Genomic DNA, 24,799 nt, shown 5'->3' on the forward strand with positions numbered 1-24,799 from the left:
AAGGAGGATGCAAACATGGCAAAGGGACTAGCTATGCACGAAACGCTAGAAGTTCATGAAATCTTAACGCTTAAAACATCATGTGTAACAAAAGGAACAGCTATGTTGGAATTGGTAGAGGATGAGGATTTAAAAAAGATTCTTGAAGAAGATGTTCAAACATCTACTGAAGCGATTAAAGAATTGAAAAAAATCTTAAAGAAAGCTCAATAAATAGGAGGGGTAGAAAAATGGCCACTAAAAGTACTCTTACTAAAACGTTAGATGATCTTGCTATCGCGACTGATTTATTATTATCAGCTAAGAATGGTGTACGAACATACGCGGTAGCGCTTACAGAAACGGCGACGCCTGAAGTTCGAAAGGTATTAAAAAAGCAATTAGATAAAGCCATCGAGCTTCATGAAAAGATTGCCCAATATATGATTGATAATGAAATGTATCATGCCTATGATGTAGAAGAACAAGTAAATCACGATTTAAAAAAGGCAGATAAAGCGTTAGATTTAGCGAAAGGTTAACTAAAATTCCCCCTCTGACAATAGAGGGGGAATTTTTTCAAGGTTACATAAAAAGTTCTCTTTCGATATTTCTACAAAGGAAAAGAAGTCTATATTTTATTCTCTTAGAAGTAGATAATTTACCCCATTTCATACAATATTTAGATGATATTTTATAGTCTTTTATCCCATATCCGAATAAATTGGTTTTAATTGGCTGCTGAAGGATACACCTATTAGTAGAACGACATATTCTATGGGGATAGAGGAGGAGAAAATAGTGAAGGAAATTAAAGTAGCAGAAAATAGTGGTCAGGCAAATAAGTTTATTGAAGAGTTTTTTGCCCACGGGTTTAGTAAAAGTGAAATTTATTTATTGACCTATAATAAAGAGCGCTCGGAATATTTAACAAATACAACAAATACAAAAGAATATCGAGCTTCTGAACAAGGAGTTTTTGAATCTGCAGTTAATAAGTTATTTTCTCGTGAAGATGAACTTCATTCTAAAATGGCCTCGTTAGGTTTAACCCAAGAAGAAGCTAAACAATGTGTCGGTGAAATGAAACAAGAACGTATAATCATTATTGCAAAAAAAGATGTGTAATGATTTTTCCTTGCAATAACTTTCGAAGAAACTAAGTGATCGAGAACTATTAGTAAATCATACTAGCATGTTGCTTTATATATAATATTTGTTCTTCTGTACGAAGGGTTTATGAATCGGAAAGATACTGAACGCAAAGTATATTACTAGAGTCGTTTACTAATCTCATATAGAGGTGAAAGGATAATGATTCAATTTTTGGGTATCCACATAGGGACGTTATACTTTCCTACAAGTATCCTTCTAATTACTTTATTAGTTTTAGTAGGTTTTATTATCTATTTTCTTAGTAGAAGAAAAAGAAATAGAGATCAAACGATTCATTCAAATGAGAATAGGGTAAAGGGGAAAAGAGGAAAAGATAAAACTCTGTAAATGATCTAAAAGAAGAATTAATATATTTCGTCATCAAAAAGAATTCCCGTTTGAAGTGAAAATAAATTATCCTAATCCTACAGTTCCTGATACAGCCTTACACCATGATTTAACTCGTGAGAAAGTATGATTTAAATAAATGCAGAGAGGGCCCTTGAATTCATTTCTAAGGGCTGTTTTTATTTTTGTTCTGTAAAGGACAGACGACCTTTTAATCTTCTATTTTCTTACTATTTCTTATTTATAACTTCAAAAGAAACTTTATTATCGTTTTTTAAGATCTTAAACAAGCAATTGAACCCTTGATAAATTTGAAATAGTAGTCTAACCTTCATATTAAGGAGTGAAAATTATGAATGAAAACATTTCGGGTATTGATTATCAGGAAGTCATTGAATATGCGTTAGATCCACTCATTATTCATTCAAATCATAAGATTATATATGTTAACCACGCAGCTGAACATTTTTTTAGAGGAAAAAGGGAAGATATTATAGGTGCAAGTCCCTTAGATATATTTCAAGAAACATCTAAAGCAGCAATAAGGAAAAGAATCCAATCTGCTTATGAACGCCCAGCAGAGCTCATTGAGGAAACCATATTTAGATTGGACGGGACAACTGTTAATGTTGAATTATATTGTCATCCCTTGCTGCTGGGGGATAAAAAAGTAATCCAAACCTATGTGAGAGATATTACGGTAAAAAAAGAGAGTGAAACAAGACAAAAAGAAATAATAAAGCAAATAAATGAACTGTCTACAACCCTTGTTCCTCTTTTAGAGGGAATCGCTGTACTTCCCTTAGTAGGATCCATAGATGAGGAAAGAGCAAACCAACTTTTAATGGCCGTTCCAGTAAAAGTGCAGACGCAAAATGTAAATTGTTTAATTATAGATTTTTCCGGTATTTATACATTGAATTCAATTGTAACGGAGCATCTTTTTAAAATTAATAGCGTTATGTCACTACTTGGAGTGCAATGTATCTTAACAGGATTAAGGCCAGAATTATCTCGCTCTGCTGTACAGCTAGGTATTAATTTAGATTCTACCCGGACAATGGCTACTGTAAAAAATGCACTTCATTTTTTAGGAATTACTTCTAGTAAATAATCTGTAAAATGAAAATAACTAAAGCCACTTTTACGTTTTTAAAGATACATATGATATGAATCTTTAGATGGTGCTAACCCTTTCAGAGGAAGTTTCTAATTAAAGAAATAGTGGCATCGTCTTTCCGGTTTCGTGCTGTTTTAAATATTTTTAGATGGTTTTTTAAATTAGATTTGTATTTTGTATACATTAGAAAAACCAAAGAAACTCCTGAACATATACCAGGAGTTTCTTTGGTTTAAAATAACATATTGTGCAATCGCACGTTTGTTAAATAAAAGATAGAAGAATCATTGAATCGCTTTCTTCAGTTTAAGATCTTGTATAAAGCTTCAGAAGCGTTATCTATATCATAATCGTTATAATTTAAGGTTTTTTGATCCGTAAGTGTAGTGATTTGAAAAATCTTAGATGTTTTACAATACGACAGTTCCAGTACTTGAGGAATGGTATGAGTAATAGCACTATCCTCGTATTGAACAAGAGTATAAAGCGTTTTTTTTATTTCAAGTATATTCATAAAAGTACCTCTTTCCATTATAAGGAAACTCAGGGTACAAAGAGACCATATAATTTTAATTTATGTTCTTTCTCTATTGTAACATATGAACGTATAGAAAAATACCTGCCGAGAACAGACAGTATGATAACTGCAATTGTAAATTCTATGCACTTCTAATCCTGCTAGCTGATCAGTTAAAAAGGCGGCTATCAACAGAACATGTTCTTCTTATAATAGAATTACCTTAAATAGATTTAGTAATAAAAAAAGAGTAGATTATAATCTACTTTATTGCTTTATAAACAACTGGTGAGGAAAGTTTAATCAATGTAGATGGCTGCCCAAAAGCCATAGATTCATCAATGAATGTTTCAAGAGATTGAACGGAATTAGTTAAAACTTTTACTAAGTAGTTGTATTGACCTGCCAAACGATGACATTCGATAACTTCAGGGTGTTCTTTGCAATATTCTACGAATTGCTTGCATTTTGTATTGCTGTATAAAATAAAAGCAGTTACAGGTTTATTAAAATTTTCAGGATTAATTATTGCTCTATATCCATCTATTATATTTTTTTCTTCAAGTTTTTTTACCCTTTCATTAACAGCAGGGGTAGATAAACCAACCAGCTTTCCCAACTGTGTAACGGACAAACGAGCATTCTCTTGTAGATGTAGTAATATATTTTTATCAATTTCATCCATAAAACATACCCCGCTTTAAATTATAAATTAAAATAGTAGGTTTTCCGTCAATATTAAAGTTATTACTTAGTAATACAATGAGAAACATATGTAAAAATAGAAATTTATAGAATACAATTTAATTATATCAAAAGGAGGGATTTAATGGCTTTAGAAATGAGAAATACATGCGAAAAGTGCAATAAGAAACTCCATAATAGCTCTGTTGCTTATATCTGTACACATGAATGTACATTTTGTGATAAATGTAGTGAAAACGCGATGTATATTTGTCCTAACTGTGGAGGGGAACTAGTTAAAAGACCAAGGGGTAAAGAACATTCGTTAAGTTGCTCACTGAGCTTGTCATAAATTTAGAGACAACACTGTATAGATAGTGCAGTCAAAACAGCTACGATCAATGGGGTGGGCATTCAGCAGCGAGCCGTAACAGGTTTAAGTACGGAACAAATTATAAAGCATCATAGTGAAAGTTTACATGTTCATTACAATGTTGTACACTTTTCAATTGTCAGAAATGCAGAAGAAGACTTGTTTCGTCCGACACATTATTCTTATAGGTAACTAATTGCACGAAGACAAAGATTTTTAGAGTGCTGAAAATCGAATTCAGTAATCGATTGATTTATAGATAAAACAAAAGGTAATAGCACATAACTAAAATAAAGCCCTAAAAGTGTCTAATCGACGCTTCTTAGGGCTTTATTTCTGCCAATCATTGTGTCTCAATCGGTTTTTATTAAGCAGGAAAGCCTCCTGTTGGCGGTGGCCATGCTCCGTTTAATCTTCTCATAATGACAATTTCACCTAGATGATAGCTGTTGTGAGAAGCAATATTACGCAGTAATCCCCCTGGGGTCTCACTTGGCCAAGCATCCAGAGGTTCTTCGATTGCTAATGTATCAGCTAAGTGACAAGCTTCGTCAATTCCATCACAAAAATGCTGGATCGTCTTTTTCCATTCTTCCTCATCAGACGGAGCTGGATGTTCGGGCCAGCTTTCACTCACACTTTTCGGTTTTTCGGGGTTTTCTCCTTTAGCAAGGGCAAGTAAAAAGTCTTGCCAATAGCTCATATGCTTCACTAATTGATAAATAGAATAAGGTAATTCCTCTTGTTTATGTGAAGCAAGCTTCATATTAATATCAGTTATTGCGTTAATCGTCGGAAGATGACCTCTTTCACCTCGCAGTGATTTGATAAGCGCATCACGAAATGCTGTATTCGTTTGTGTCATGTTTTTTCCGGCCTTTCTTTTTCAAAGTATTAAGCTTGTAACAGTTTAACACAAATCAGTTTAATATATGTACTTCTGTGATTAACGTTTTACTATAACAAAGCCACTAAAATAAATAGTATCAATCACAATTTTTTGTTTGTAAGTCGCCTTTAAATGACGAAATATGATTTAATATAAAATATATAGAAATAAATAGAAAAAGGTACCCTTTATGGAAAGTGAAAAAGATTATGTGATTTTGAGAAAGACGATAACAACTCTTTCTACAAGCTTTATTTTAGCTTACCTTTTGGCAATAACAGGTCTGGTTCAACAGCTAACTGATGGAGAAGAACTATTGTATCATACTGGAAATGACATGGCAGGGTGGTTCCTTGTATATCTTTTTTATGTAGGTGCAGTTATTGCTGTATACGGAAATTTTGTCTCAGTTATACTGGACGCTATTCGAAAGAAATGGCTTCCCAACATGAGGTGGCTATTTGTCTTCTTCCACGGCATATTAGGCTTAATTAACGGTTTGTTTTTTCAAGATACATATTTGGCTTATTACGGGATGGCAGCTGCTATGTTATATGCATGTATAGATTGGTGGGTAGAAAGAAGAATTGACAGGGAAAAAAGTACAAAATTATTGCTAATTATACCTCTTATTCTTTTACTTCTCAGTTGGAGTATATTGGAAGCGATATCACCTAGTCTTCCGCCATTTACCAAAGAAGATGCCATAGAGTTTGCGACAACTGGTGAAGGAACAGATATTGATTTATTTCCTGATACAGTTGGAACATGGAAAGGAACGTTTGAGGGATATCACGTTCAAAGAAGCACTCGTACTAAAAAAATAAATAAAGAGTTATACCTTGTGACCTTTGAAGAAAACTGGACCAAAGGGAAACGAAAAGGACACTATGTAATGTCTTATAAAGTAGATCGCAGCAGTGTCTCAGGGTATGGCGGAAGTGGCACAACACCTCCTTATTATGAGAAGGTATTACAACAATAAAATAGTAAAAATTAAGTTTATGAATAAAGGAGCTTTGATCTATGTCTAAAATTTCTCTAGCAGAGGCTGTGAAATTGAAAAGTGTATTATCAAAACGAATACATGAATTAGAAGAAGAGATGGACCGTGTTGCATTGGTGCCCTTACTTATAAGTTAAGTAAGGGCCTTATTTATCTTATTTTTATTAGAAAGCTTTCAGTATAATAACACCTGTAATAATAAGAGTAACCGAGATAATCTTTCTTTTGTTTTTTGATTCCTTAAATATATAAATACCTAACAGCGTTGTACTAACAATCGTCAGCCCTGCCCATATAGCAAAAACGATTCCCATTTCAAAATAGTGTGTCGTTAGAGAAATAAAATAAATACAAGCAATGAAGAGTAGAAATGCGCCTATCGTGGGAACAGTTTGTCTAAAGCCTTTAGATAGTTTTACACACATTTGCCCTGCAATGCCTAAAACTAAGCCAATCGTTAAAAATACGTATCCCATTACGCTGTCCTTCTTTCTTTAGAGCTCCCTTTAATGTTAAGAGAAACTGCACCGATTATAATAAGAGAAACACCTAAAATTTTAGATAAGGAAATAGTTTCATCAAAAAAGATGATACCTGTGACAACAACAAGTACGGTTGCTCCTCCTGCATACAAAGCACTTGCTACTCCTACTTCACCTTTGGCGTTAAGTAGCATATAAGCAGCAATTGAAGAACAATAAAATAGTATGGCGAAAACAGTAGGAACAAAGTTTGTGAATCCATTTGTAAGATTAAGAAAAAATACTGCGATTACCTCCAAGATGATGGCAAGAAACAATAGTAAATAAAACAATCAGATTTCCTCCTTTCAGTCACCTCATTTTAAGAACTTTACGTAATTGCTACTAAATAATTGCAGTAGCAATCAGATGTCATTATTTTATCTAGAGCTTGATATCTTGTAAAATAATGATAAATGATTGTAGATATCACTATTATTAATACCTAAATGAATGTAAGTGGAAAGGAGGATGTTTATGGAAGTAGAAGATATACGCATATTTATGGCTGTAGCAGAATACGGCAGTGTAAGCCTTGCCGCTGATAAGCTAGGCTATGTCCAACCAAATGTAACAGCACGTATTCGGTCTCTTGAACGAAAAATTGGACACCCATTGTTTCATCGTCACAGACGAGGAATGACATTAAATGTAGAAGGTCGAAAACTTTTAACGTATGGAGAACAAATGATGCGGCTGATGGATGAAATACAGAAAGCATTTCAAGATGAGCGTAACCTTGTTGGATCATTATGTATTGGGTTAGTTGAAACGGTAGTAGGGTTTCCTGAAATCATTTCTTCCTATCATAATAAGCACAAAAATGTGGATATTTCTTTAGTATCAGGAGTAAGTACACAATTAATAGAGAAAGTTCTTAAGTTTCAGTTAGACGGGGCATTTGTAGCAGAACCAGTAAATGTGTCAACGCTTGATCAAATTCCGGCTTTTGATGAAGAAATTGTACTTGTATGCAGTGCAAATGAAAAAGGAAAGAAGCAGATTCAGTCTGCCAAAGAGTTACTACACTTACCATTCATTTTATTTAATGAAGGCTGCCAATATAGAGAAAGACTACAGCAATGGTTAAAAGACGAACAAATAATATCACCAAAAATTATGGAATTTGCTACACTTGAAACGATTATGGGGACAGTAGTTTCTGGTCTGGGTGTGACACTTATAGCCCGGTCATTAGCGGAGAGATATGAGAGGGAAGGGTTAGTACAACTCTTTCCAATACCTGAACCTTACAGAAACCTCAGGATTGTGTATGTTCGTCGCTCCGACTCCTATCTAGGAGTAACTGAGCGTGAATTTATAAAGACAATCAGCGAAGTAAGAGAAGGGGAAAATCAGCGAACGAATTGAATCGATTATATAAGATATAAACGAACACACGATTGTAGAAAGAGTTGACTCGGACGAAGTAGGAGGGCTAAAGATTCTTTTATCTCAAGGTTATTTATTAGAGGTGTTTCCGAATACGTCAGAAGACGATGAATATAGTGAGTTCTGGAGACTTTTCAACCGGAAGGAAGGCAGCCCTCACTTTGTTGACACAGGAAATGGTGTTAAAAACGAGTAATCGCATAATTAAAGAAACGAAAAAAGCACAAACCCGTTGGAACCAAACGTTTTTGTGCTTTTTTCTTATTTTATAATTGAGTTACATATAATCATAAGCGGAATCATCAAAATAGAGCCAGTGATAATATTCAACCTGCGGATCTGTCATCTTCGAAACTTCTTCTTCATTGAATTTTTGATACTCAACTAATTTCTGCACTTTAGAATTTCTTTCCACTTGGCTCATTTTAAATCCTCCTTATAGTTTGAGAAGTAACAATGTATTTAAATATAGAAAGCGTTTTCTTTTTCTTGTTTTTATTATATATCTCAATATGAGATTAAAACAATATCAATTATAGATGATTTTTCAAAAAACAATATAGAAATGGTATTATGGCATCCGATTGGGACAACAAGGCTTCTGCAATCGAAATTAAATAATAGGTGATTCCCAATGGCAAGGCTAAAAATTTTTTGTTAGTATTGTTGCTTAATCCCCAAAAAACATTATGATAACTAGCTCTATAAATTAGAAATAAAGCTAGCTGTGTTAAGCTAGCTTTATATTTCTTATGCTGTTTTCCAGAGCTGTAAATTTTCAACTGTCGTTCACTTTGTTATAAAAACTCTTTAACATTTTCATCATGTTACGCCCTGAAGTTCTTGATATTTGATTATTATCTTCATCATCATGAGTACTCAGGTACCAACTTCCTTTGTTATCTTCATTTAATCTATATACCTTATTGGTTCTACTATCTGTATAAAAGTTTCCATCCTTCAGTCTCACACAATCCCCCCTCTACCAAGTGTCTATCCTGTATTATGCCCAAGATATCAATTTTATGAAAAATTTCATATACACAAAAACAGCAGGTTTCTTAATGCGCTTATTATTTTGTAAGTAATCTACAGAGGTGCAAAAATGGTGAAAGTCCATTGAATTTATGTACTGCTAGTAAACCTTAAATTAGTTCTTAATGCGATACATATATTTCCATTTTAAAATTTTATCTATTTTTCTGTATTTGCTATCTTCGGTTCTGTGTGTTACGCTTAGGTTAATTATTTTTGTTCGGTGTAGGATTGAGAGAAGAGAAATCTCTTCCATAGAAATTTTCATCTTAAGATAGTATGGTTGGACAAGGGTAGTAATACAAGTGTGGAGTATTCCACACCAGGAGGCACTATTATGGAACAAGGTACAGTAAAATGGTTTAATGCAGACAAAGGCTTCGGTTTTATCGAAATTGAAGGCGGAGACGATGTATTCGTACATTTCAGCTCTATTCAAGGTGAAGGCTTTAAATCATTAGAAGAAGGTCAAAAAGTAACGTTTGACATCGAACAAGGCCAACGTGGAGCACAAGCTGCTAACGTTCATAAAGTAGCATAATTAAAATGAGTAAAAAAGACTCCACCTAGGAGTCTTTTTTTACTTTTGATTTCACTAGCTAGCAAAAGACATATTATATCTCATTTTAAAATCTCGTTATAATAGAAAAACCAGCGTTTTAAGTCTGGTTTCTGGGTCATACGTAGGGTACAAGGTATGAACTAGTTAACCATACACTAGAAATACAAAGCAAATATGACATGTTTGTTTGGTAAGAAGTTTACTTTCAGTTAAAGAAGTGCCGTAATTTTTTTATAGATTTATACAACAGACGGACATGAATTATTTTTGATGGGGATTAGGAGACGCATCTAAAAGCCGTTCTCCTGTTCTCATTTTATGGCCACATAAAGGACACTTTTGCTGTTTTTGATAAGAGAAATTTTTTCTCATCCAACCATTACATTCTTCTGATTCACATTCCCAAATCTCTATTTGTTCTTTAGGTAAGGGCTCTTGATTTTTTTTCCTATGGTTATAATACATAACTACATCATCCCTCCTCCTAAATAGTATACCTTTTAAAAAAGAAATAGTGAGAACCATATCTTTCTAAATTAAACCACACTTTATAGATCCTATAAAAATTTATAAATACACGGAAGCGCGGATAAAATAAGGCATGAATTCGCCTTGTATAGATACGCTAAAATAAGATGTTCGTGAATAATAACACTGATTTCCAATACGCAGAAATGAATAAATAATATCTCTCGTTAAAGAGTACTTTTCTCATTTCTGAATTTAAGTAAGAGAAGGAGCACGAAAAAATGAAAAAATTTTCTGATTTTAATTTAAGCAAGGACATTGAAAAGGCAGTTCATAACTTGGGTTTTGAAGAGGCTACGCCGATTCAGGCTGAAGCTATTCCGATAGCTATGACGGGTAAAGATCTAATTGGACAAGCTCAAACCGGTACTGGAAAGACAACAGCTTTTGGCATTCCCCTTATAGAGCGGGTTGAGCTTGGTGAAGAAGGGATTCAGGGAATAGTCTTAGCACCGACACGTGAACTGGCTATTCAAGTAGCAGAGGAGTTAAATCGAATTGGACAGGTAAAAGGAGTTAAAACGCTACCCATTTATGGAGGCCAGGATATTAATCGTCAGATTAAAGCCCTTAAAAACAGACCGTATATTATCTCGGCAACCCCAGGACGCCTTAAGGACCATATGAAGCGAAGAACCATTCGTTTAAATCATATTCGTACAGCTGTTTTGGATGAAGCAGATGAGATGTTAAATATGGGCTTTATTGAAGATATCCAAACGATTCTTGGTGGCATCTCTTCTCCCCATCAAACTTTACTATTTTCAGCAACTATGTCGAAGCAAGTACAAAGTCTAGCCCAGAAATTTATGAACGATCCTGAACTGGTAAAAGTAAAAGCGAAGGAGTTAACGGTAAAGAACATTGAGCAGCAATATATGGAAATTCCAGAGAATCGAAAATTTGATGTTCTTTGTAATCTTGTAGACCTTCAATCACCAGACCTTGCTATTGTGTTTGGACGCACAAAAAAACGTGTGGATGAACTTGCTGAAGGACTAAAAAAGCGTGGGTATGCAGCAGAAGGCATTCATGGAGATCTTACACAATCCAAACGTGCCGATGTAATTCGTCAATTCAAGAATCATACGATTGAGATTATGGTTGCAACCGACGTTGCAGCAAGAGGACTTGATATTACAGGTGTTAGCCATGTCTATAATTTTGATATTCCTCAGGACCCTGAAAGCTATGTTCATCGTATTGGCCGAACAGGACGGGCAGGTACTAAGGGATTGGCAGTTACCTTTATAACTCCAAGAGAACGTAATCATTTAAAAGTGATTGAAGATGTCACGAAAACCAAAATGTCTAGACAATCACCTCCTACTTCTAGTGAGGTAATGGCAGGGCATCAGGAAGCAATCATTCACCAGGTTTTGACCGCTATCGACAAAGGGGAGTTTGTGGAATATAAGCCAATGGCGGAAAAGCTATTAGAAGAAGTGGATTCTGTTTCTTTACTGTCAGCCACTTTAAAGCTCTTAACAAAAGAATCAAATATGACCTCTGTCCAATTGACTGAAGTGGCACCACTTCGTAATAAAAAGGCAAAAACAGAGCGTAAGAGAAATAGAGGGAGAAAAGAAACAGTAGGCCGTAAAAAAACATATAGAAAATAATACCTGATTATTTTTGATGCGAGAAAGGATAATGGCTATGAGTGAGAAAATATTTAGTAATGGAGAAATAGTAAATATAAGAGTATCAAATGAATTAGTGACAATCTTAAAAAGTCATTATGTAAAAAACATGAAAAGATACTCTTATACAGTCGACAAATACCCAAGTACCTTTTTCTTTGAAGAAGAGTTAAAAAAACGTGAACTATAATTATTGATGAATAAGTGTTGATATAAAAATCTTTTTAAGTAAAAACAGACTCTGAAAATAGAGTCTGTTTTTTAGTATGGTTTCTTATGCTTTATTTACGTTTGTCGCTTGTGGTCCACGTTGTCCCTGTTCGATATCAAAAGTCACTTCTTGACCTTCATCCAAGGATTTAAAACCTTCACCTTGAATAGCTGAGAAGTGAACAAATACATCTTCTCCACCTTCGCGCTCAATAAATCCAAAACCTTTGTCAGCATTAAACCATTTCACTTTACCGTGTTCCATTTTTTATTGCCTCCTAAAATATAGAAAATAAACCAGATTATCATTAAATCTAGCTTATTTATTATATTATCCCAATAGAGACATCTTAAACTTAAATTAATTTGATCTTTTTAACTTTCTTTATCATCACTCATTCCATTAAAATGTAATAAGGGTATGACTATATACATCATAATGAGGTTCTGGTGCAAAACCTTCAAAATATTTATAAGTGATCTTCTAAACATGGAAATGATAGAAGTCGAGTATTAGCCACTGTTCACACAATTATTAAGGGCATTGTATTCATAAATATGAACCTAAATTAGATGAGAGAGCACAATGGAACCGGTCTTTCCTAAAGAAAAGGAAGTTCACTCAAAAAAATTTTGAATAGTGGCGTAAAAATACATTCTATTAGATAGGAATCTATATACCTTTTTCATATAAATACAACCTTCGCACTAAAATCCGTAAACTTGTTTCCAAATAAAAAATGACGCCGTTTTAGGCGCCATTTTTTATAGAATAGAGAAGGACACACCCTAAGCACGGGCGGTACTCTTAACACATCGTCTTGATTTGATAATACCCAGTGTTTAAATTTAATAAACCTTTGGTTATGACGCTTTATGCAGAATATCTACGTTTACCTTTTTAGTAAACATAAGGTTTCTTAGAGTCATCAAGTAAAAGAGCCCTTACAGGTGCAGTGTTTTATGAAGAAATTTCAAATAATACTGGATATTATTAAAATTATTTATTAAATTTCTTTGGAAACTGCTTCACAACTCCCGCAGATATAGTATCTGCCATTAAGATAATATGTGAGACTCCTTCATCAATTGCAACGATTCTTGCCTCCCAATCTTTTTCTAAGCTTGCAGATAAATCATTTGTCACTAATTTTAGATGCATATACAGTAATTTTTTCAAATCTTCATTTTTTAAATAAGGGTTGGCCTGGCTAAGGAACGCTGCTATATCATCAGCATTTCTATACCATTCTTTGTTTAATTGGTTCACCAAGGCTTTCTTTCCCGTTTTAGCCGCATCTACAATCTTGCCAGCAATCACAATATGTTCCTTGAGCAAATCCGTAAGTTTATTCCCAGCTTTCTCTCCGTATATCGGCTTTACAGCATTCCCGATATCTTCTTGATTTTTTAATAACCTTGCCAACACCTGTTTTTGGTCTTCTGACCCTGCTGTTGTTGCACTTGTAATATAATTGCTTGTCCACAATACATGATCCATCCAAAGACTTCTGAATTCATTTTCAAACTTTACCTGAGATTGACTAACACGATGTTCTTGTGTTTGAGCACGAGTACTACTTGGGTCAACCAGCATGTTTAGCGAAAATAACAAAATAAATCCCATCCATAACAATTTTTTCATAAAAGCTGCTCCTTCCAATTTAAATGATCCGTCTTATTATTTGTATATGGCATTTTTCACATTCCTCAAAATGTTATTTTCTAATAATAATTCTTTATAGAGTACTACCACACTCCCAATCAGCTCACACGGATGAAGGGTTACAGAGGATACCTTTCTATAAGGTGATAGTAGAGAATTCGAAATTTTAGGCTCTTGTATTTATACATTCATAAATATTATTGCTTGTCTCATATGTTTATATAAAACTCTAGAAGAAAAAGAGGTGAAAAATGTGAAGCATATGCTAATGGTATGTAATCAGCATGTGAAGGAGGGACTTATTGGTCTTAAAACCCCCCATGTAAAGAAGATTCACTACTCTACATGTACCTGTTCTTTTTGTGAGAGAAGGGCTAAAATCAAAATCTTTTATTCCATTCCTCAAAAATATAGTAAAACCAATTTTTATGTGAGCTTAAGCATGTCCAGACATAAAACAGAATAACTTAGAATGAAACTAATTTACAATTATATATAGGAGGATTAATAATGACTAATGCATTTGTTGCACAATCCTTAGATGAAATTCGTTTTTGGTCAAGGATTATGAAGGAACACTCATTGTTTCTTCGATTAGGTTTTAGATGTGAGGATACACAATTAATACAGGAAGCGAATCAATTTTATCGTTTGTTTGAAGATATTGAACAACGCTCTCATTCATTTACTAATCAAACAGATCCGGAGCAAATGAGAAGATTTAATTCGGAAGTCCAACAAGCAGCCACAGGTATATTTGCATTTAAGAGAAAAATTTTAGGTTTAATCTTAACCTGTCAACTACCGGGCTCAAATAACTTTCCTCTTTTGGTTGATCATACTAGTAGAGAAGCCAACTATTTTAGAAAACGATTAATTGAATTAAACGAAGGGAAATTGAAGCCGCTAGCTGATGCCATTATAAAGGAAAATGTCTTCTTTTTAAGAATTATGGCTGATCATGCCCAATTTATAGGCCATCTTCTTGATCCATCAGAAAGAAAACTTGTAGATATGGCGAGAAACTTCAGTCACGATTTTGATCAATTAGTTTTTCAAGCAAGAGATTTAGAGTCTATGAAGCCTCAATCTCAAACGGTACCTCTTTTGGATCAATTTCTTGATCAGAATCGTGTTTCCGTGGCCTCCCTTAGAGACTTTAAAAAAACAGCAAGAGATTTAATTGAGGAATGTAGAATTAAAAGTATTATTCATCCTCTTTTAGCTGATCATGTTTTTCGAGAGGCTGAAAGGTTCCTTCATATTATCGATATGTTTGAAAAGAATCTTCAAACACAAAAATAATACATTGATGTTTCCTCTTTACAAATCTTAATGACTTAATTTAAAAGGCTTCAGCTTTTGAGGGAGCCTTTTTTTGTTCACTAACAAAGAAACAGTCATTGAGGTTTAATTTCATTCCAATTTTTTTGACTCATCCAATTATTTATACATTCTCTAAAAAATGTATTTAACATAAGAACCTAATGGCAACACTATAAACAATAGTTAGTGAATAGGATAGTTAGTGAATAGGATTTCCTTGCATATATTTGGGATTTTTGCGAGTTAAAACTAAAAAAATGAGATAAAGATTAATGAGCTATTCCTTTCACATAAGCTTGTCACAATACTATCTAAAGAGAGGTCGAACAATATGAAAGTGACCGACACACTTGTTCAATGTTTAGAAAATGAGGGAGTTGAATATATTTTCGGAATACCCGGTAAAGAGACCTTGGATTTTATTGATTCTTTATCAAGCTCTAAACAGATTCAATTCGTGAATGTGAGGCATGAGCAAGGAGCTGCTTTTATGGCAGATGTATACGGAAGGTTAACAAACAAAGTAGGGGTATGCTTATCAACATTAGGCCCTGGAGCTACTAATTTATTGACAGGTATATCTAGCGCAAAGCTAGACCATTCCCCTGTTGTTGCTTTAACAGGACAGGCTGCTTTGGGAAGGCAGCATAAAGATTCGCATCAGTATATGGACATTATCAAAATGGTGGAACCGGCAACGAAGTGGGGTGTTCAGATAAAAGATGCACAAACGCTTCCTGAGATTATTCGAAAAGCATTTAAAATTGCACAAATGGAAAAGCCAGGACCCGTAGTAGTAGAATTGCCAGAAGACTTAGCAACTCAAATCGTTCCCATTAAACCTATTTTACCTACATCTATACCCGTAAGCATACCTATATTGGAGTCCATTCAGGCTGCCAATACTCTTATTAAGCAGTATAAGAAACCTTTTGTTATTATCGGTAACGGCGCTGTTAGACAGGGAGCCGTGGATGAGCTTCAACCATTTATTGAACGCCTTCAGTCACCGGTTACCCATAGTTATATGGCTAAAGGTGTATTGTCTAAAGATCATCCACAAAATTTCTTTACGTTTGGATTTAATGAAAAAGATGAAGTGCTCGCAGGCTTAAAGGAAGCTGATCTACTTATTGTAATTGGGTTTGATTTTGTCGAAAGGTTACCCAAAGAATGGAACACGGAAAAAACACCAATTTTACATATAGATACTTTACCCGCAGAAATAGATGAATATTATCCTATAGAAGTCGAATTGGTTGGAGATATAAAGCAGACTTTACGAGTATTCAATCAGCTGGATATTCCTTCTAAACCATGGATTCCCTCTGGCAATCTCCAGAAACATATTAAGCAATCCTATCACATTGAAGAGAAAAAGATAGACAGCAATTTGCTGCCTTTGACAATCGAGAATATCTTGCATATTATCGACAAGCTCTCTTCAGAGAAAACAATTGTGATTTCAGATGTAGGAGCTCATAAAGTATCTATAGCCCGAACTTACCAACCCAAAAACCCTAACAAGTTTATTATATCAAATGGTCTAGCTTCCATGGGTATTGCTTTACCAGGCTTAATTGGAGCTAAACTAGCCTGCCCTAATGATCCAGTTATTTGTATTACTGGAGATGGAGGAGCTTTAATGAATTTTGCTGAAATAGAGACGGCAAAGCGCTTAGGGCTTTCATTCATCATTATTGTTTTAAACGACTCTACATTAAAAATAGAGCAGGAAATGATGAACAAAAAGTTTGGTAAGAGCTATGGAGTAACTTTTACAAACCCAGATTTTGTTCAACTGGCAACCAGCTTTGGAATTAAAGGAGAACGGGCAAATAGTTTAGTTGAATTTGAAAATATAATGAAAAGAGCCTTAAAAAATTCAGATAAGATTGTCCTAATTGATGTTTTTCTAAAAAGCTGATTGCGATTTCTCCATTATTTTAACGAGTTATCTCTGTTACGGGATTAATTTGTAGATTCACTAGGAAATAAATGTTTTTGATTTTTTAAAATAAGCTAAGCTGAGTTCAACCCAAATCCAACTATAGAGGAAATCAAATAAAAAAATAAAGCCAGCAGTAGAAAGAGAAAAATTCTTGGAAATCACGGGACCTAGTACTGGGAATTTGAAAACGCACAATAAGGTAATAATCCCAACAGTTAATAGGGTGGCACCACTTATAATAATGTACAATCTCTTTTTAAAAAAGTAAAAAGATGCTCCTATGCCCATTCCCAATATTCCTGTTGTAAAAGGAAAAATAATAAGTTCACTTGGCTGGATAATCAGAAGAAGCAGATTTGTTAGCGTATAAGTAATAAATCCTAGAGGGAGCGAAAGTATAAAACAAAAAAGAATGGGTGCAGTAGACAACGGACTAATAAAAAATCCTATTCCTGGTAAGAAACCTCCTGCTGATTGAAAAAAGGCTGCTAAGCTGGCGAAAAGAGCGCCTGATACAAGCTGCTTAGTTTTAGATAGTCTATTAAAAAAAAGCTGCGCAGATTTTACTTCATTTGAAAGAGACTTTAAAAAGTACATGAATTTCACCTCGGTTAACTGTTTTTACATTATAAGGGGTTAAAGAATAAGGGGTTAAAGAGAGATTTAGATCATTGTCCGATATATCAACTCTTACATGTAATATGCGAAGAAATTAAGAGGGAGGACTAATAAGTCGCATTTATTTTTACAGGAATAGGTCGCATCCATTAAGATAAATTTCTTTATCTTTCTAAAGGTATGTACTGTAGCCCATAAAATGAATCTTTTATGGGCTTTATTGATTAAAGGCTTTCTTATTTTCTAGAAAGTTCATTTGTTCATTCCTATAAAATAACTGGTGAAAAAATTAAGCTGTAATTTTTGGAAGAAAATCAATGCCCAGTCGAATTTTATAAATATAAATCATGGAACAATTTCAAAAACAGTACCTTGATTAAAGTCAGACACTTTCATAGAGCCATAAACTCCTAAATAAAGCCTGGTTTGATCCAGGTTCGTTCCCAAACTAACGTAGTAAGCTGATTGAGAACCAAAATTATAATCAATTTCCACAACACTAAAATCATTTAGCTTACAATCTGTACCTGCCCTGGTATAAGCCAAAACTCCTCTAACTGGGGATTGAGATTCTTTAACCTGTGCAATATCCGTAAACATAACGCTTCCTGTTAAGTAAGGGATTTTATTCCCCATATATGGCTGAACTCCTGTAAGGGAGGTCCCCAAAAATTTATTGGGGCGGGGATCTTTATGAAAATAACTAGTTAAAGGCTGAAGACGTCTCACTGAAGTTTTTACCGCTTCATTGTAATAAGCAATTATTTTCTCATCCAAGGCCGGATTTTCAGAACATCTTTTTATAAACGAAGTTGGAAAATCTCCTTCCCATCCCCGCCACCCAAGGTTAATAAATCCTTCTTGGCTGGGTTTAGCTCTCATTAAAGAAGCTTGAACAAGTTGAGGAACAGGTATTGGCTTATAATGAACAAATGAAAAAATCGACTCTACCACGTCTTGTCCAACATTTCCCACATATTTGATGTACTGATTATAAAATTTTTGAAATGAAATGCCCGTTATATTGCGAACACCCTTAGCAATGAGCGTAAGAGTTTCCTGAATAGGTGAGGGGAGTTCACTAAAACGTGTGACTACGGGTGGATTATGGATAAATGTATTCTTACCTACATCAATTTCGATTATTTTACCATAAATTTCCATATCATCCTGACTTAAGTTAAAGGGGTCATAGCCTGATCCACCATCTCCGATTGTTAAGATAAGTTTTCCAGTTTCTGGTGAAAAGTTTAAGCTGTTGACACCATTATGATTAAAAAATGGTCTTCTTAAGTTAAGTAACGTCCGTCTTTTTTGAGGCTGAGCATTTGGTTGGAAAACCCATTCTTCCACTGTATCAATATGATCATATTGAGTTTCTCTATTTATCCACCTTAAGTTTGAAGTTTTAGGATCACACGGGTTAGGCCTATAATGTTCGGAAAGTGCACCTGGGCCTTGTGTTCCAGCTACTGAGTAATGAAGATAAAACAGACCGTTATAATAAAATTCTGGATGAAACGCTAGCCCTAGCAATCCTCGTTCATCATATCCTCCGCGAGAAACACCTGGTTCAGAGGTACCTAATTTTATGATTCGTGAGCGAATATCTAAAAAAGTCTGTATAGCTTCGTCTCTTATGTAAAAGATCTCTCCTACTTGGGTTGCAATAAATAAGCTTTCAAATGAGTCACCAGGAAGTATAGCTGTTTTCAACACGGTAGGTAAATTTATCTTACTAACAATAGGCCGTAAACTAACCTTAGCTTTTATCAACTAACTTGACACTCCTTTTTATTGTTTTCTTTTATAAGAATATGATTGTAACTGTTCTATTAGTATCAATACTATTTTATAAAGTTAGGTAATTTAACTAAGAGACCTAATTGAGAGGCTCTTTTTATAAAAATTATCCATTCCTGATTACGCCTGCTATTTTCTTCTCTTAGCACTCACGCTTCTCTCAACGTTCATAACTATTTGTGCTTTCCAGAAATTGAAATTAAGGAAAAATAATACTTCATTCACAAAAAAATAGTGATATTATTTTATGAATTGGAAAAGAATATGGCTTATGAAAGGAGTGAATGCAAATGTCTATGAAAAAGTGGTTAATGGGATTAGTCGCTTTGTTTGCGATGGTTATCGGTGTGATGACTTCAGGATCACTCGGCGTTTTGGCCGAATCCGACGTAGTAAGACAGAAAGCCATAGAGGTTCAGTTGAACGATGATTACTTTAATCCAGAAACCATCAATATCCCGAGTGGAAAAACGACAACATTGATATTGAAAAATGAAGGTCAGAAAGAGCATACCTTCACAGTAGAAAAACTCGGAATTGATGCTGAAGTCCAGCCTGGAAAAGAAAAAACCATTACCGTGAAACCACAAAACCCCGGTACATATGAACTGATATGTAGGTATCATTTTAATAGTGGAATGGTGGGGAAAGTGATAGTCAAATAACAAGCAGGGCCAATCGGTCTCTGCTTTTTGGAGTGAATATAGCATTATTTTTCCATAGAAATAAAAAAAGGGCTTTAAATTTAAAGTCCTTTTTATGTTTCGCTGATTTAATTGAAAAAACTAATTCATTCATTTTATATTGGAGTTAAAATTCTTTATTTTTATTAGCATAAACATTGCCCTTGTTCTCCTAGCTTTTATTATTGGAGCGTTTGTAATGGACTCACTAGGTAGTACTATGACAAATGAAAAAGGCAGCCAAATACGTGAGTGCCTTTTTCACAAGGAAGAGGTTTTGAACATCTATAATTAGGTTAAACATATTGTAATAATTATTTTTTTATTTATTCTGTATATTTAAATTATTCGTTCGTAATGATACAATAAAATGATGGAAAGAGGATATGATGCTTCTTTCTTAATAAAGGATGAAGAAATATGGATATTAAGGCTCAGCAAACAAAGCTGGCGAATAATTTGGGCAAATTGTTACGAGATAACTTTGGAAAAGGCCCCGAGGCTGTTCATGTTACAATTTATGAACCTTATGTTGTTATTTATGTCAGTGGCTTCGTATCACCTATGGAGCAAGTACTGTTAAACCAAAATGAAGAACTTCAGGTTATGACTACAAGAGAGCTTTTAGTAAAGACTCTTGAACCTCAAATCACTGGGCAAATTAAAGGGATTACAGACCTTGACATACAGCACTTATATTATGATTGGAATTTAGATCACCACTCCGGAATTTTTGTGGGAGTGTGTCTGGACGATTTGAAAGCCGATTTGACTGAGGGTGACCCTTACCCAGGAAAACAAGCAATTCATGATCGAATTACAAAGATGAGTGAGATTGCACAAAAAGGACCTGAAAAAATCTCTTCATATAAACTAAGTGATCGCACATTGGTCGTCGTACGAGAAGGAATACTGGTAGCTATTGAAAAGCAGCTAATTTCGTTAGGTTTTGATGACACCCTGCGCATTTCTAAGCGTCCTTTGGAAAAAGGAATCTTACGACAAAACGATGACTATGATGAGATATTAAATGCAGACATTCTTGATATTTTTGTAGATTGGGATTTTGAAAAGGATAATAGTATCATTACGCTTATCCTAAAACCAAAAAATTAATGAGGCAGTAATGAATTGGACACACTGTGCCAAACATAAGCCGAGGAAGCAAAGGACATACCTTTTCTTTTTCGGCTTATTTTTGTTGTCTAAAAAGAGTAAGTCCTTTTGTAACGGAATAATTCCCTAAAACAGCACCTAAAAATAGGATGTGCCAACAGAAAGGATTTGGTCGGGATGGCTGATAATCATGAGATTGTATTGTTTATAAAAGAGCTTCGTCGATTGTTGCAGGATTACCAAAAGTATGACAATGAATTATACAAAGAAGAAATTAGCAAGGATATACTACTTTTAAGTACCATTATCTATGGAAGTAAAATTGGAATTTTAAATGAAAGAAGAATCTTTAAACACAGGAAATACAAAGCTAAACAGAAACCAATCTATTAAAGGTATACTAGTATGCCTCGTTTACACTTTATAAAAAGTGAATTCTTATTGCCGAAAATGATCTTATGATGAAGAAGGATTTTTCATAAAACATCACGAATAGTATACCTTATGAAACTAGAAACTAGGTGCACCATCTATGGATAAAACGAAACTGGAAAAAGAATTAAGTAGCTATATGGGAAGGTTACTTCGTGAAAACTTTGGAAGAGGTCCTGGAGGTGTATTCACCGTCATTTCTCCTCCTTTTATAACCGTTTATTTTAAAGCCTTTTTATTACCTTTAGAAAAGGCTTTGTTAGACAAGGGACAAGTTATCTATGTTCAAAAAACACGTGATTTGTTAATGGAGACTTTAATTGAAGAGATAAAAGGATATATACAATTAAATATACATTTAGATATTAAAGAATTTTATTATGATTGGAATTTAGAGCTGCAGTCTGGGATGTTTACCATGATCCATTCTGATAAAGAAAACATAGCTAATCATTCCTATAAAAATCAGAAATTGCTACATAAAGAAGTTGAGGAAGTAACTCAAAAAGCAGAAAAATTCCCTCACGATGTTTCTTCTTATTTATTAGATCAGAGAACACTTCTTATAATCAGGGAAGGTATTATGGTAAGTATAGAGAAAGAATTAGTTCAATTAGGATTTGAAGAAAACCTTACATTGGCTAAAAGAAATCTCGAAAAAAGGCTACTTTATGAACATAGTCAATCATTAGAAATAATTTTAGATTCAAAGGTAACAGATATACTAGTAGCATGGGACTTTCATAAAGATAAAAGTACAATTCTTCTGATTTTAAACCCAACTTCATAAAGGCACTGATAAGCTAGGCACTGAACTAGATGTAGGCCAAAAAGAAAGGTTATCTAACCTTTCTTTTTGGCCTATTGTTTTTTTACTACTATTAAAATAAAGAAAGTGGTGATACTTATGCTATTTCAATCGGATGAAGGAAAGGAACCTCTAACTGTTCAGATACACACGGAAGGGGATATAGTAGAAGCCCGTCAGAAAGGGCGGATGTTCTCTAATTGTTTAGGCTTCAGTACACTCGATCAAGCCCGAATTATTACGACTATTTCAGAATTGTCCAGAAATATATATAAATATGCCACTACCGGAAAAATTATAATAGAAATAATAGAGAAACAACCTGAAATAGGACTCAAAATAATAGCTATAGATAAAGGACCAGGCATTAAAAATATTCAAAAAGCGCTGGAAAGTGGCTATACAACGTCAGGAGGGTTAGGCGTTGGTTTATCAGGGGTGAAAAAATTAATGGACGAATTCACCATATCATCTCAAGAAGACCATGGCGTTAACATCCAGGTTATAAAATGGAAAAAAAGAAATAAATAAAAGAAAACGTTTATCTAGATTATGTAGGAAGATGTATGGACTTAGTAGCAGCTAAAAGAAGAAATATCTAGATAAAGAAGCTGAAGAAAGACTGCATTCCCTCTTCACGAAAGAACCCTCCACTAAATAACAGGTATCTCCTGAAGAATATGATCCCCTTGATTTACTTTGGCCTATGGTCTAAAAAAACTGAGATTAAACTAGTAACTCTATTCTCAGTTTTACGCTTTATCCTACAAACTCCCTTGGTTTTTATATAAGGTATGTATTACAGTCGCTGATTACAGACAGATTTATGTAATAATTTATTAAAAAAGTAATTATTTTCAGGTTGTCTCATAACCATGATTTCTGAAACAGTTCTCTATTCGTAGTTCATCAAAAGCTTTAGAGCAATGGAGGAGATGGGGTATGTACGGACACTTACCATCACTTAACTCAGTTATATAAACAAACAACGCTCATATACATTTATTGAATGGCTTTTTTAAACTTGTCGCGGATGAAAATATAAATGGATAAAGAGTACATAGGAGGAGAAAACATGTTTGTTCATATAGTTCAACCTGGTGATACGTTGTCTTTAATAAGCAGTAGATATGATTATCCCATTGCGCAGCTTAGGAGTGTGAATGGGTTAGAAGAAACGAATATTGTTCCAGGTCAAGCCTTACTTATAGCTTCTTATGTATACAGAGTTCAACCTGGTGATACAATGAGCAGCATTGCTAAAAAAGCTTATGTGTCCCTAGAACAATTAAAAAGGGCTAATCCTTCAGTCCATTATAATTATTTGCAGGTGGGAATGAAAATAAAAATTCCTAACATATCAAACTACATTGCAGGTACACTGCAATACTATGCTGTTCGAAATCCAGAGTTAGACCGCAGTTTAATTACTGATTTTGCAACTTATTCCTCGTCCATTTCTATCTTTGAATATCATTTTGGCAGCAATGGAGATATCATGAATAATTTAAACGATTTAGTAGCGATTGAAACGACTTGGAAAAACCGAGTTACACCGTTAGTTACGATTACTAATCTAACTTCTGAAGGATTTAGTTCTGATCTTGCCCACCAAGTTTTAAATAATCCTCAGGCAAGAAACAATCTTGTGAATAATATTTTTTATTTAGTATCTAGAAAAGGCTACGGCGGGGTGAATATTGATTTTGAACGTGTAAAGGCCGAGGATAGAGATCTTTTTACAGGATTTTTACGTCAGCTGGGTGAACGTTTAAAACCTGCCGGATACGTGCTGACCATAGCGGTTCCAGCCAAGACAAGCGAAGATATTCCTTGGTTAAAAGGATATGATTACGGGGGAATAGGTGCCGTTGTTAACTATATGTTCATTATGGCATATGATTGGCATCATGCAGGCAGTGAACCAGGACCTGTTGCACCTATTACTGAAGTAAAAAGAACAATAGAATTTGCCATAAAAAGTGTTCCGCGAAGAAAACTTATCATTGGAGTCCCTTTGTATGGATATAACTGGTCAATTCCTTACAAGCCTGGCACAGTAGCATCCGCTATATCCAATCAAAATGCGATTAAAACAGCGATGAGATATCAGTCTCCCATCCAATATTCTAAGGAGTATAAATCACCATTTTTTCAGTATAGAGATCAAGCGGGACAGATGCATGAAGTATGGTTTGAAGATGTAAGAAGCATGAGTGAAAAAATGGTGTTAGTTCGTAAATTTGGTTTGCAAGCAATAGGAGCTTGGCAATTAACGCTTGGATTTACGCCAGGGCCTTGGCTTTTAAAGAAATTTTTCACTATTAGAACGGTATAAATAGTACTAATTTTTATGGATCAATTTAGATATTTTTCAGTTAACAGTTATTCGATATACGTGGTTAACAATAAAAAAATTCTATTTATAGTAACT

28 protein-coding genes and 1 pseudogene are annotated in these 24,799 nt (G+C 34.3%); 18 read left to right on the forward strand and 11 right to left on the reverse strand.

Annotated features, from left to right (window positions below; translation table 11 throughout):
* The first annotated feature begins 15 nt into the window (after positions 1 to 15).
* From MKY06_RS08600 to MKY06_RS08615, 4 genes are all read left to right on the forward strand, one after another.
* Complete coding sequence (locus MKY06_RS08600) at positions 16 to 213, forward strand: hypothetical protein (RefSeq protein ID WP_013056393.1); 198 nt, start codon at positions 16 to 18, stop codon at positions 211 to 213.
* A 17-nt stretch (positions 214 to 230) separates the two neighbouring features.
* Positions 231 to 521 carry a spore coat protein gene (locus tag MKY06_RS08605; protein ID WP_013056394.1) on the forward strand — a complete coding sequence of 97 codons (291 nt, stop codon included), beginning with the start codon at positions 231 to 233 and terminating at the stop codon, positions 519 to 521.
* 259 nt (positions 522 to 780) lie between these two features.
* Positions 781 to 1,107, forward strand: a complete 327-nt coding sequence (locus MKY06_RS08610) for a general stress protein (RefSeq protein ID WP_098287200.1) — start codon at positions 781 to 783, stop codon at positions 1,105 to 1,107.
* 727 nt (positions 1,108 to 1,834) lie between these two features.
* Positions 1,835 to 2,596, forward strand: coding sequence for a PAS domain S-box protein (locus MKY06_RS08615; protein ID WP_013056396.1), 762 nt, complete (start codon positions 1,835 to 1,837; stop codon positions 2,594 to 2,596).
* A gap of 307 nt (positions 2,597 to 2,903) precedes the next feature.
* On the opposite strand, the gene MKY06_RS08620 is transcribed toward MKY06_RS08615, so the two are convergent.
* Complete coding sequence (locus MKY06_RS08620; RefSeq protein WP_029324376.1) at positions 2,904 to 3,116, reverse strand: hypothetical protein; 213 nt, start codon at positions 3,114 to 3,116, stop codon at positions 2,904 to 2,906.
* 265 nt (positions 3,117 to 3,381) lie between these two features.
* Positions 3,382 to 3,804, reverse strand: coding sequence for an Lrp/AsnC family transcriptional regulator (locus MKY06_RS08625; RefSeq protein WP_013082584.1), 423 nt, complete (start codon positions 3,802 to 3,804; stop codon positions 3,382 to 3,384).
* Between the two features lie 144 nt (positions 3,805 to 3,948).
* Between MKY06_RS08625 and MKY06_RS08630 the strand changes: the two genes are divergently transcribed.
* Together MKY06_RS08630 and MKY06_RS08635 are read left to right on the forward strand one after the other, a co-directional pair.
* Entirely contained in the window at positions 3,949 to 4,155 is a 207-nt protein-coding gene (locus MKY06_RS08630; protein ID WP_081085204.1) for a DUF1272 domain-containing protein, read from the forward strand.
* Positions 4,156 to 4,164: 9 nt separating this feature from the next.
* Positions 4,165 to 4,368 (forward strand): annotated as a pseudogene (locus MKY06_RS08635) (cysteine hydrolase); the annotation flags it as partial.
* A gap of 175 nt (positions 4,369 to 4,543) precedes the next feature.
* Here the strand turns inward: MKY06_RS08635 and MKY06_RS08640 are convergent.
* Positions 4,544 to 5,041: a DinB family protein gene (locus tag MKY06_RS08640; protein ID WP_029324379.1), complete on the reverse strand. Its 498-nt coding sequence runs from the start codon at positions 5,039 to 5,041 to the stop codon at positions 4,544 to 4,546.
* 214 nt (positions 5,042 to 5,255) lie between these two features.
* On the opposite strand from MKY06_RS08640, the gene MKY06_RS08645 reads away from it, so the two are divergent.
* On the forward strand, positions 5,256 to 6,050 hold the full coding sequence (locus tag MKY06_RS08645; protein ID WP_098278203.1) for a hypothetical protein: 795 nt from the start codon (positions 5,256 to 5,258) through the stop codon (positions 6,048 to 6,050).
* Between the two features lie 185 nt (positions 6,051 to 6,235).
* Here MKY06_RS08645 and MKY06_RS08650 read toward each other — a convergent pair whose 3' ends face one another.
* Entirely contained in the window at positions 6,236 to 6,547 is a 312-nt protein-coding gene (locus tag MKY06_RS08650) for a DMT family transporter (protein WP_013056401.1), read from the reverse strand.
* Positions 6,547 to 6,885: a DMT family transporter gene (locus tag MKY06_RS08655; protein ID WP_013056402.1), complete on the reverse strand. Its 339-nt coding sequence runs from the start codon at positions 6,883 to 6,885 to the stop codon at positions 6,547 to 6,549. Before MKY06_RS08655 ends, MKY06_RS08650 begins: the two co-directional genes overlap by 1 nt.
* 184 nt (positions 6,886 to 7,069) lie before the next feature.
* Between MKY06_RS08655 and MKY06_RS08660 the strand changes: the two genes are divergently transcribed.
* A complete protein-coding gene (locus MKY06_RS08660) occupies positions 7,070 to 7,963 on the forward strand; it encodes a LysR family transcriptional regulator (protein WP_029324383.1) in 894 nt (297 codons plus the stop codon).
* Positions 7,964 to 8,261: 298 nt separating this feature from the next.
* Here MKY06_RS08660 and MKY06_RS08665 read toward each other — a convergent pair whose 3' ends face one another.
* A complete protein-coding gene (locus MKY06_RS08665) occupies positions 8,262 to 8,408 on the reverse strand; it encodes a BH0509 family protein (protein WP_013056404.1) in 147 nt (48 codons plus the stop codon).
* Between the two features lie 948 nt (positions 8,409 to 9,356).
* On the opposite strand from MKY06_RS08665, the gene MKY06_RS08670 reads away from it, so the two are divergent.
* Positions 9,357 to 9,560, forward strand: coding sequence for a cold-shock protein (locus tag MKY06_RS08670; protein WP_013056405.1), 204 nt, complete (start codon positions 9,357 to 9,359; stop codon positions 9,558 to 9,560).
* Positions 9,561 to 9,842: 282 nt separating this feature from the next.
* Here MKY06_RS08670 and MKY06_RS08675 read toward each other — a convergent pair whose 3' ends face one another.
* On the reverse strand, positions 9,843 to 10,046 hold the full coding sequence (locus MKY06_RS08675; RefSeq protein ID WP_013056406.1) for a cold-shock protein: 204 nt from the start codon (positions 10,044 to 10,046) through the stop codon (positions 9,843 to 9,845).
* Between the two features lie 284 nt (positions 10,047 to 10,330).
* Between MKY06_RS08675 and MKY06_RS08680 the strand changes: the two genes are divergently transcribed.
* Entirely contained in the window at positions 10,331 to 11,731 is a 1,401-nt protein-coding gene (locus MKY06_RS08680; protein WP_029324387.1) for a DEAD/DEAH box helicase, read from the forward strand.
* 295 nt (positions 11,732 to 12,026) lie between these two features.
* On the opposite strand, the gene MKY06_RS08685 is transcribed toward MKY06_RS08680, so the two are convergent.
* Together MKY06_RS08685 and MKY06_RS08690 are read right to left on the reverse strand one after the other, a co-directional pair.
* Positions 12,027 to 12,227: a cold-shock protein gene (locus MKY06_RS08685; RefSeq protein ID WP_013056409.1), complete on the reverse strand. Its 201-nt coding sequence runs from the start codon at positions 12,225 to 12,227 to the stop codon at positions 12,027 to 12,029.
* A 735-nt stretch (positions 12,228 to 12,962) separates the two neighbouring features.
* Positions 12,963 to 13,607, reverse strand: coding sequence for a glycosyl transferase (locus tag MKY06_RS08690; RefSeq protein WP_029324389.1), 645 nt, complete (start codon positions 13,605 to 13,607; stop codon positions 12,963 to 12,965).
* A gap of 531 nt (positions 13,608 to 14,138) precedes the next feature.
* Between MKY06_RS08690 and MKY06_RS08695 the strand changes: the two genes are divergently transcribed.
* Together MKY06_RS08695 and MKY06_RS08700 are read left to right on the forward strand one after the other, a co-directional pair.
* Complete coding sequence (locus MKY06_RS08695) at positions 14,139 to 14,933, forward strand: DUF2935 domain-containing protein (protein ID WP_013056411.1); 795 nt, start codon at positions 14,139 to 14,141, stop codon at positions 14,931 to 14,933.
* A gap of 352 nt (positions 14,934 to 15,285) precedes the next feature.
* The gene (locus MKY06_RS08700) at positions 15,286 to 16,881 is read left to right on the forward strand and encodes an acetolactate synthase large subunit (protein ID WP_289913338.1); all 1,596 of its coding nucleotides are present in this window, start codon (positions 15,286 to 15,288) and stop codon (positions 16,879 to 16,881) included.
* A 60-nt stretch (positions 16,882 to 16,941) separates the two neighbouring features.
* Here the strand turns inward: MKY06_RS08700 and MKY06_RS08705 are convergent, their stop codons facing one another.
* A complete protein-coding gene (locus MKY06_RS08705; RefSeq protein WP_064471535.1) occupies positions 16,942 to 17,502 on the reverse strand; it encodes a hypothetical protein in 561 nt (186 codons plus the stop codon).
* A gap of 366 nt (positions 17,503 to 17,868) precedes the next feature.
* Positions 17,869 to 19,299 carry a PQQ-dependent sugar dehydrogenase gene (locus MKY06_RS08710; RefSeq protein ID WP_029324396.1) on the reverse strand — a complete coding sequence of 477 codons (1,431 nt, stop codon included), beginning with the start codon at positions 19,297 to 19,299 and terminating at the stop codon, positions 17,869 to 17,871.
* Between the two features lie 317 nt (positions 19,300 to 19,616).
* Here MKY06_RS08710 and MKY06_RS08715 point away from each other — a divergent pair, with 317 nt between their 5' ends.
* The 6 genes from MKY06_RS08715 to MKY06_RS08740 all read left to right on the forward strand — a co-directional run bounded on the left by MKY06_RS08715 (position 19,617) and on the right by MKY06_RS08740 (position 24,703).
* Entirely contained in the window at positions 19,617 to 19,991 is a 375-nt protein-coding gene (locus MKY06_RS08715; RefSeq protein ID WP_098287197.1) for a cupredoxin domain-containing protein, read from the forward strand.
* A 438-nt stretch (positions 19,992 to 20,429) separates the two neighbouring features.
* Complete coding sequence (locus tag MKY06_RS08720) at positions 20,430 to 21,125, forward strand: Na-translocating system protein MpsC family protein (protein ID WP_098278198.1); 696 nt, start codon at positions 20,430 to 20,432, stop codon at positions 21,123 to 21,125.
* 177 nt (positions 21,126 to 21,302) lie between these two features.
* Positions 21,303 to 21,518 (forward strand): hypothetical protein, encoded by a 216-nt coding sequence (locus MKY06_RS08725; protein ID WP_057274723.1) that lies wholly within the window; start codon positions 21,303 to 21,305, stop codon positions 21,516 to 21,518.
* A 139-nt stretch (positions 21,519 to 21,657) separates the two neighbouring features.
* On the forward strand, positions 21,658 to 22,347 hold the full coding sequence (locus MKY06_RS08730) for a Na-translocating system protein MpsC family protein (protein ID WP_029324404.1): 690 nt from the start codon (positions 21,658 to 21,660) through the stop codon (positions 22,345 to 22,347).
* Positions 22,348 to 22,464: 117 nt separating this feature from the next.
* Positions 22,465 to 22,896: an ATP-binding protein gene (locus MKY06_RS08735; RefSeq protein ID WP_098591178.1), complete on the forward strand. Its 432-nt coding sequence runs from the start codon at positions 22,465 to 22,467 to the stop codon at positions 22,894 to 22,896.
* 544 nt (positions 22,897 to 23,440) lie between these two features.
* On the forward strand, positions 23,441 to 24,703 hold the full coding sequence (locus MKY06_RS08740) for a glycosyl hydrolase family 18 protein (protein WP_013056431.1): 1,263 nt from the start codon (positions 23,441 to 23,443) through the stop codon (positions 24,701 to 24,703).
* Positions 24,704 to 24,799: the final 96 nt, after the last annotated feature.

Origin of the sequence: Priestia sp. FSL P4-0332, assembly GCF_038005845.1 — a bacterium.
Lineage (GTDB): Bacteria > Bacillota > Bacilli > Bacillales > Bacillaceae_H > Priestia.

Excerpts from the sequence above, each read along its gene's own strand:
- MKY06_RS08600 (WP_013056393.1), top strand. The coding sequence starts at position 16 with ATGGCAAAGGGACTAGCTATGCACGAAACGCTAGAAGTTCATGAAATC.
- MKY06_RS08605 (WP_013056394.1), top strand. The coding sequence starts at position 231 with ATGGCCACTAAAAGTACTCTTACTAAAACGTTAGATGATCTTGCTATC.
- MKY06_RS08615 (WP_013056396.1), top strand. The coding sequence starts at position 1,835 with ATGAATGAAAACATTTCGGGTATTGATTATCAGGAAGTCATTGAATAT.
- MKY06_RS08620 (WP_029324376.1), bottom strand. The coding sequence starts at position 3,116 with ATGAATATACTTGAAATAAAAAAAACGCTTTATACTCTTGTTCAATAC.
- MKY06_RS08625 (WP_013082584.1), bottom strand. The coding sequence starts at position 3,804 with ATGGATGAAATTGATAAAAATATATTACTACATCTACAAGAGAATGCT.
- MKY06_RS08630 (WP_081085204.1), top strand. The coding sequence starts at position 3,949 with ATGGCTTTAGAAATGAGAAATACATGCGAAAAGTGCAATAAGAAACTC.
- MKY06_RS08640 (WP_029324379.1), bottom strand. The coding sequence starts at position 5,041 with ATGACACAAACGAATACAGCATTTCGTGATGCGCTTATCAAATCACTG.
- MKY06_RS08645 (WP_098278203.1), top strand. The coding sequence starts at position 5,256 with ATGGAAAGTGAAAAAGATTATGTGATTTTGAGAAAGACGATAACAACT.
- MKY06_RS08650 (WP_013056401.1), bottom strand. The coding sequence starts at position 6,547 with ATGGGATACGTATTTTTAACGATTGGCTTAGTTTTAGGCATTGCAGGG.
- MKY06_RS08660 (WP_029324383.1), top strand. The coding sequence starts at position 7,070 with ATGGAAGTAGAAGATATACGCATATTTATGGCTGTAGCAGAATACGGC.
- MKY06_RS08665 (WP_013056404.1), bottom strand. The coding sequence starts at position 8,408 with ATGAGCCAAGTGGAAAGAAATTCTAAAGTGCAGAAATTAGTTGAGTAT.
- MKY06_RS08670 (WP_013056405.1), top strand. The coding sequence starts at position 9,357 with ATGGAACAAGGTACAGTAAAATGGTTTAATGCAGACAAAGGCTTCGGT.
- MKY06_RS08675 (WP_013056406.1), bottom strand. The coding sequence starts at position 10,046 with ATGTATTATAACCATAGGAAAAAAAATCAAGAGCCCTTACCTAAAGAA.
- MKY06_RS08680 (WP_029324387.1), top strand. The coding sequence starts at position 10,331 with ATGAAAAAATTTTCTGATTTTAATTTAAGCAAGGACATTGAAAAGGCA.
- MKY06_RS08685 (WP_013056409.1), bottom strand. The coding sequence starts at position 12,227 with ATGGAACACGGTAAAGTGAAATGGTTTAATGCTGACAAAGGTTTTGGA.
- MKY06_RS08690 (WP_029324389.1), bottom strand. The coding sequence starts at position 13,607 with ATGAAAAAATTGTTATGGATGGGATTTATTTTGTTATTTTCGCTAAAC.
- MKY06_RS08695 (WP_013056411.1), top strand. The coding sequence starts at position 14,139 with ATGACTAATGCATTTGTTGCACAATCCTTAGATGAAATTCGTTTTTGG.
- MKY06_RS08700 (WP_289913338.1), top strand. The coding sequence starts at position 15,286 with ATGAAAGTGACCGACACACTTGTTCAATGTTTAGAAAATGAGGGAGTT.
- MKY06_RS08705 (WP_064471535.1), bottom strand. The coding sequence starts at position 17,502 with ATGTACTTTTTAAAGTCTCTTTCAAATGAAGTAAAATCTGCGCAGCTT.
- MKY06_RS08715 (WP_098287197.1), top strand. The coding sequence starts at position 19,617 with ATGTCTATGAAAAAGTGGTTAATGGGATTAGTCGCTTTGTTTGCGATG.
- MKY06_RS08720 (WP_098278198.1), top strand. The coding sequence starts at position 20,430 with ATGGATATTAAGGCTCAGCAAACAAAGCTGGCGAATAATTTGGGCAAA.
- MKY06_RS08725 (WP_057274723.1), top strand. The coding sequence starts at position 21,303 with ATGGCTGATAATCATGAGATTGTATTGTTTATAAAAGAGCTTCGTCGA.
- MKY06_RS08730 (WP_029324404.1), top strand. The coding sequence starts at position 21,658 with ATGGATAAAACGAAACTGGAAAAAGAATTAAGTAGCTATATGGGAAGG.
- MKY06_RS08735 (WP_098591178.1), top strand. The coding sequence starts at position 22,465 with ATGCTATTTCAATCGGATGAAGGAAAGGAACCTCTAACTGTTCAGATA.
- MKY06_RS08740 (WP_013056431.1), top strand. The coding sequence starts at position 23,441 with ATGTTTGTTCATATAGTTCAACCTGGTGATACGTTGTCTTTAATAAGC.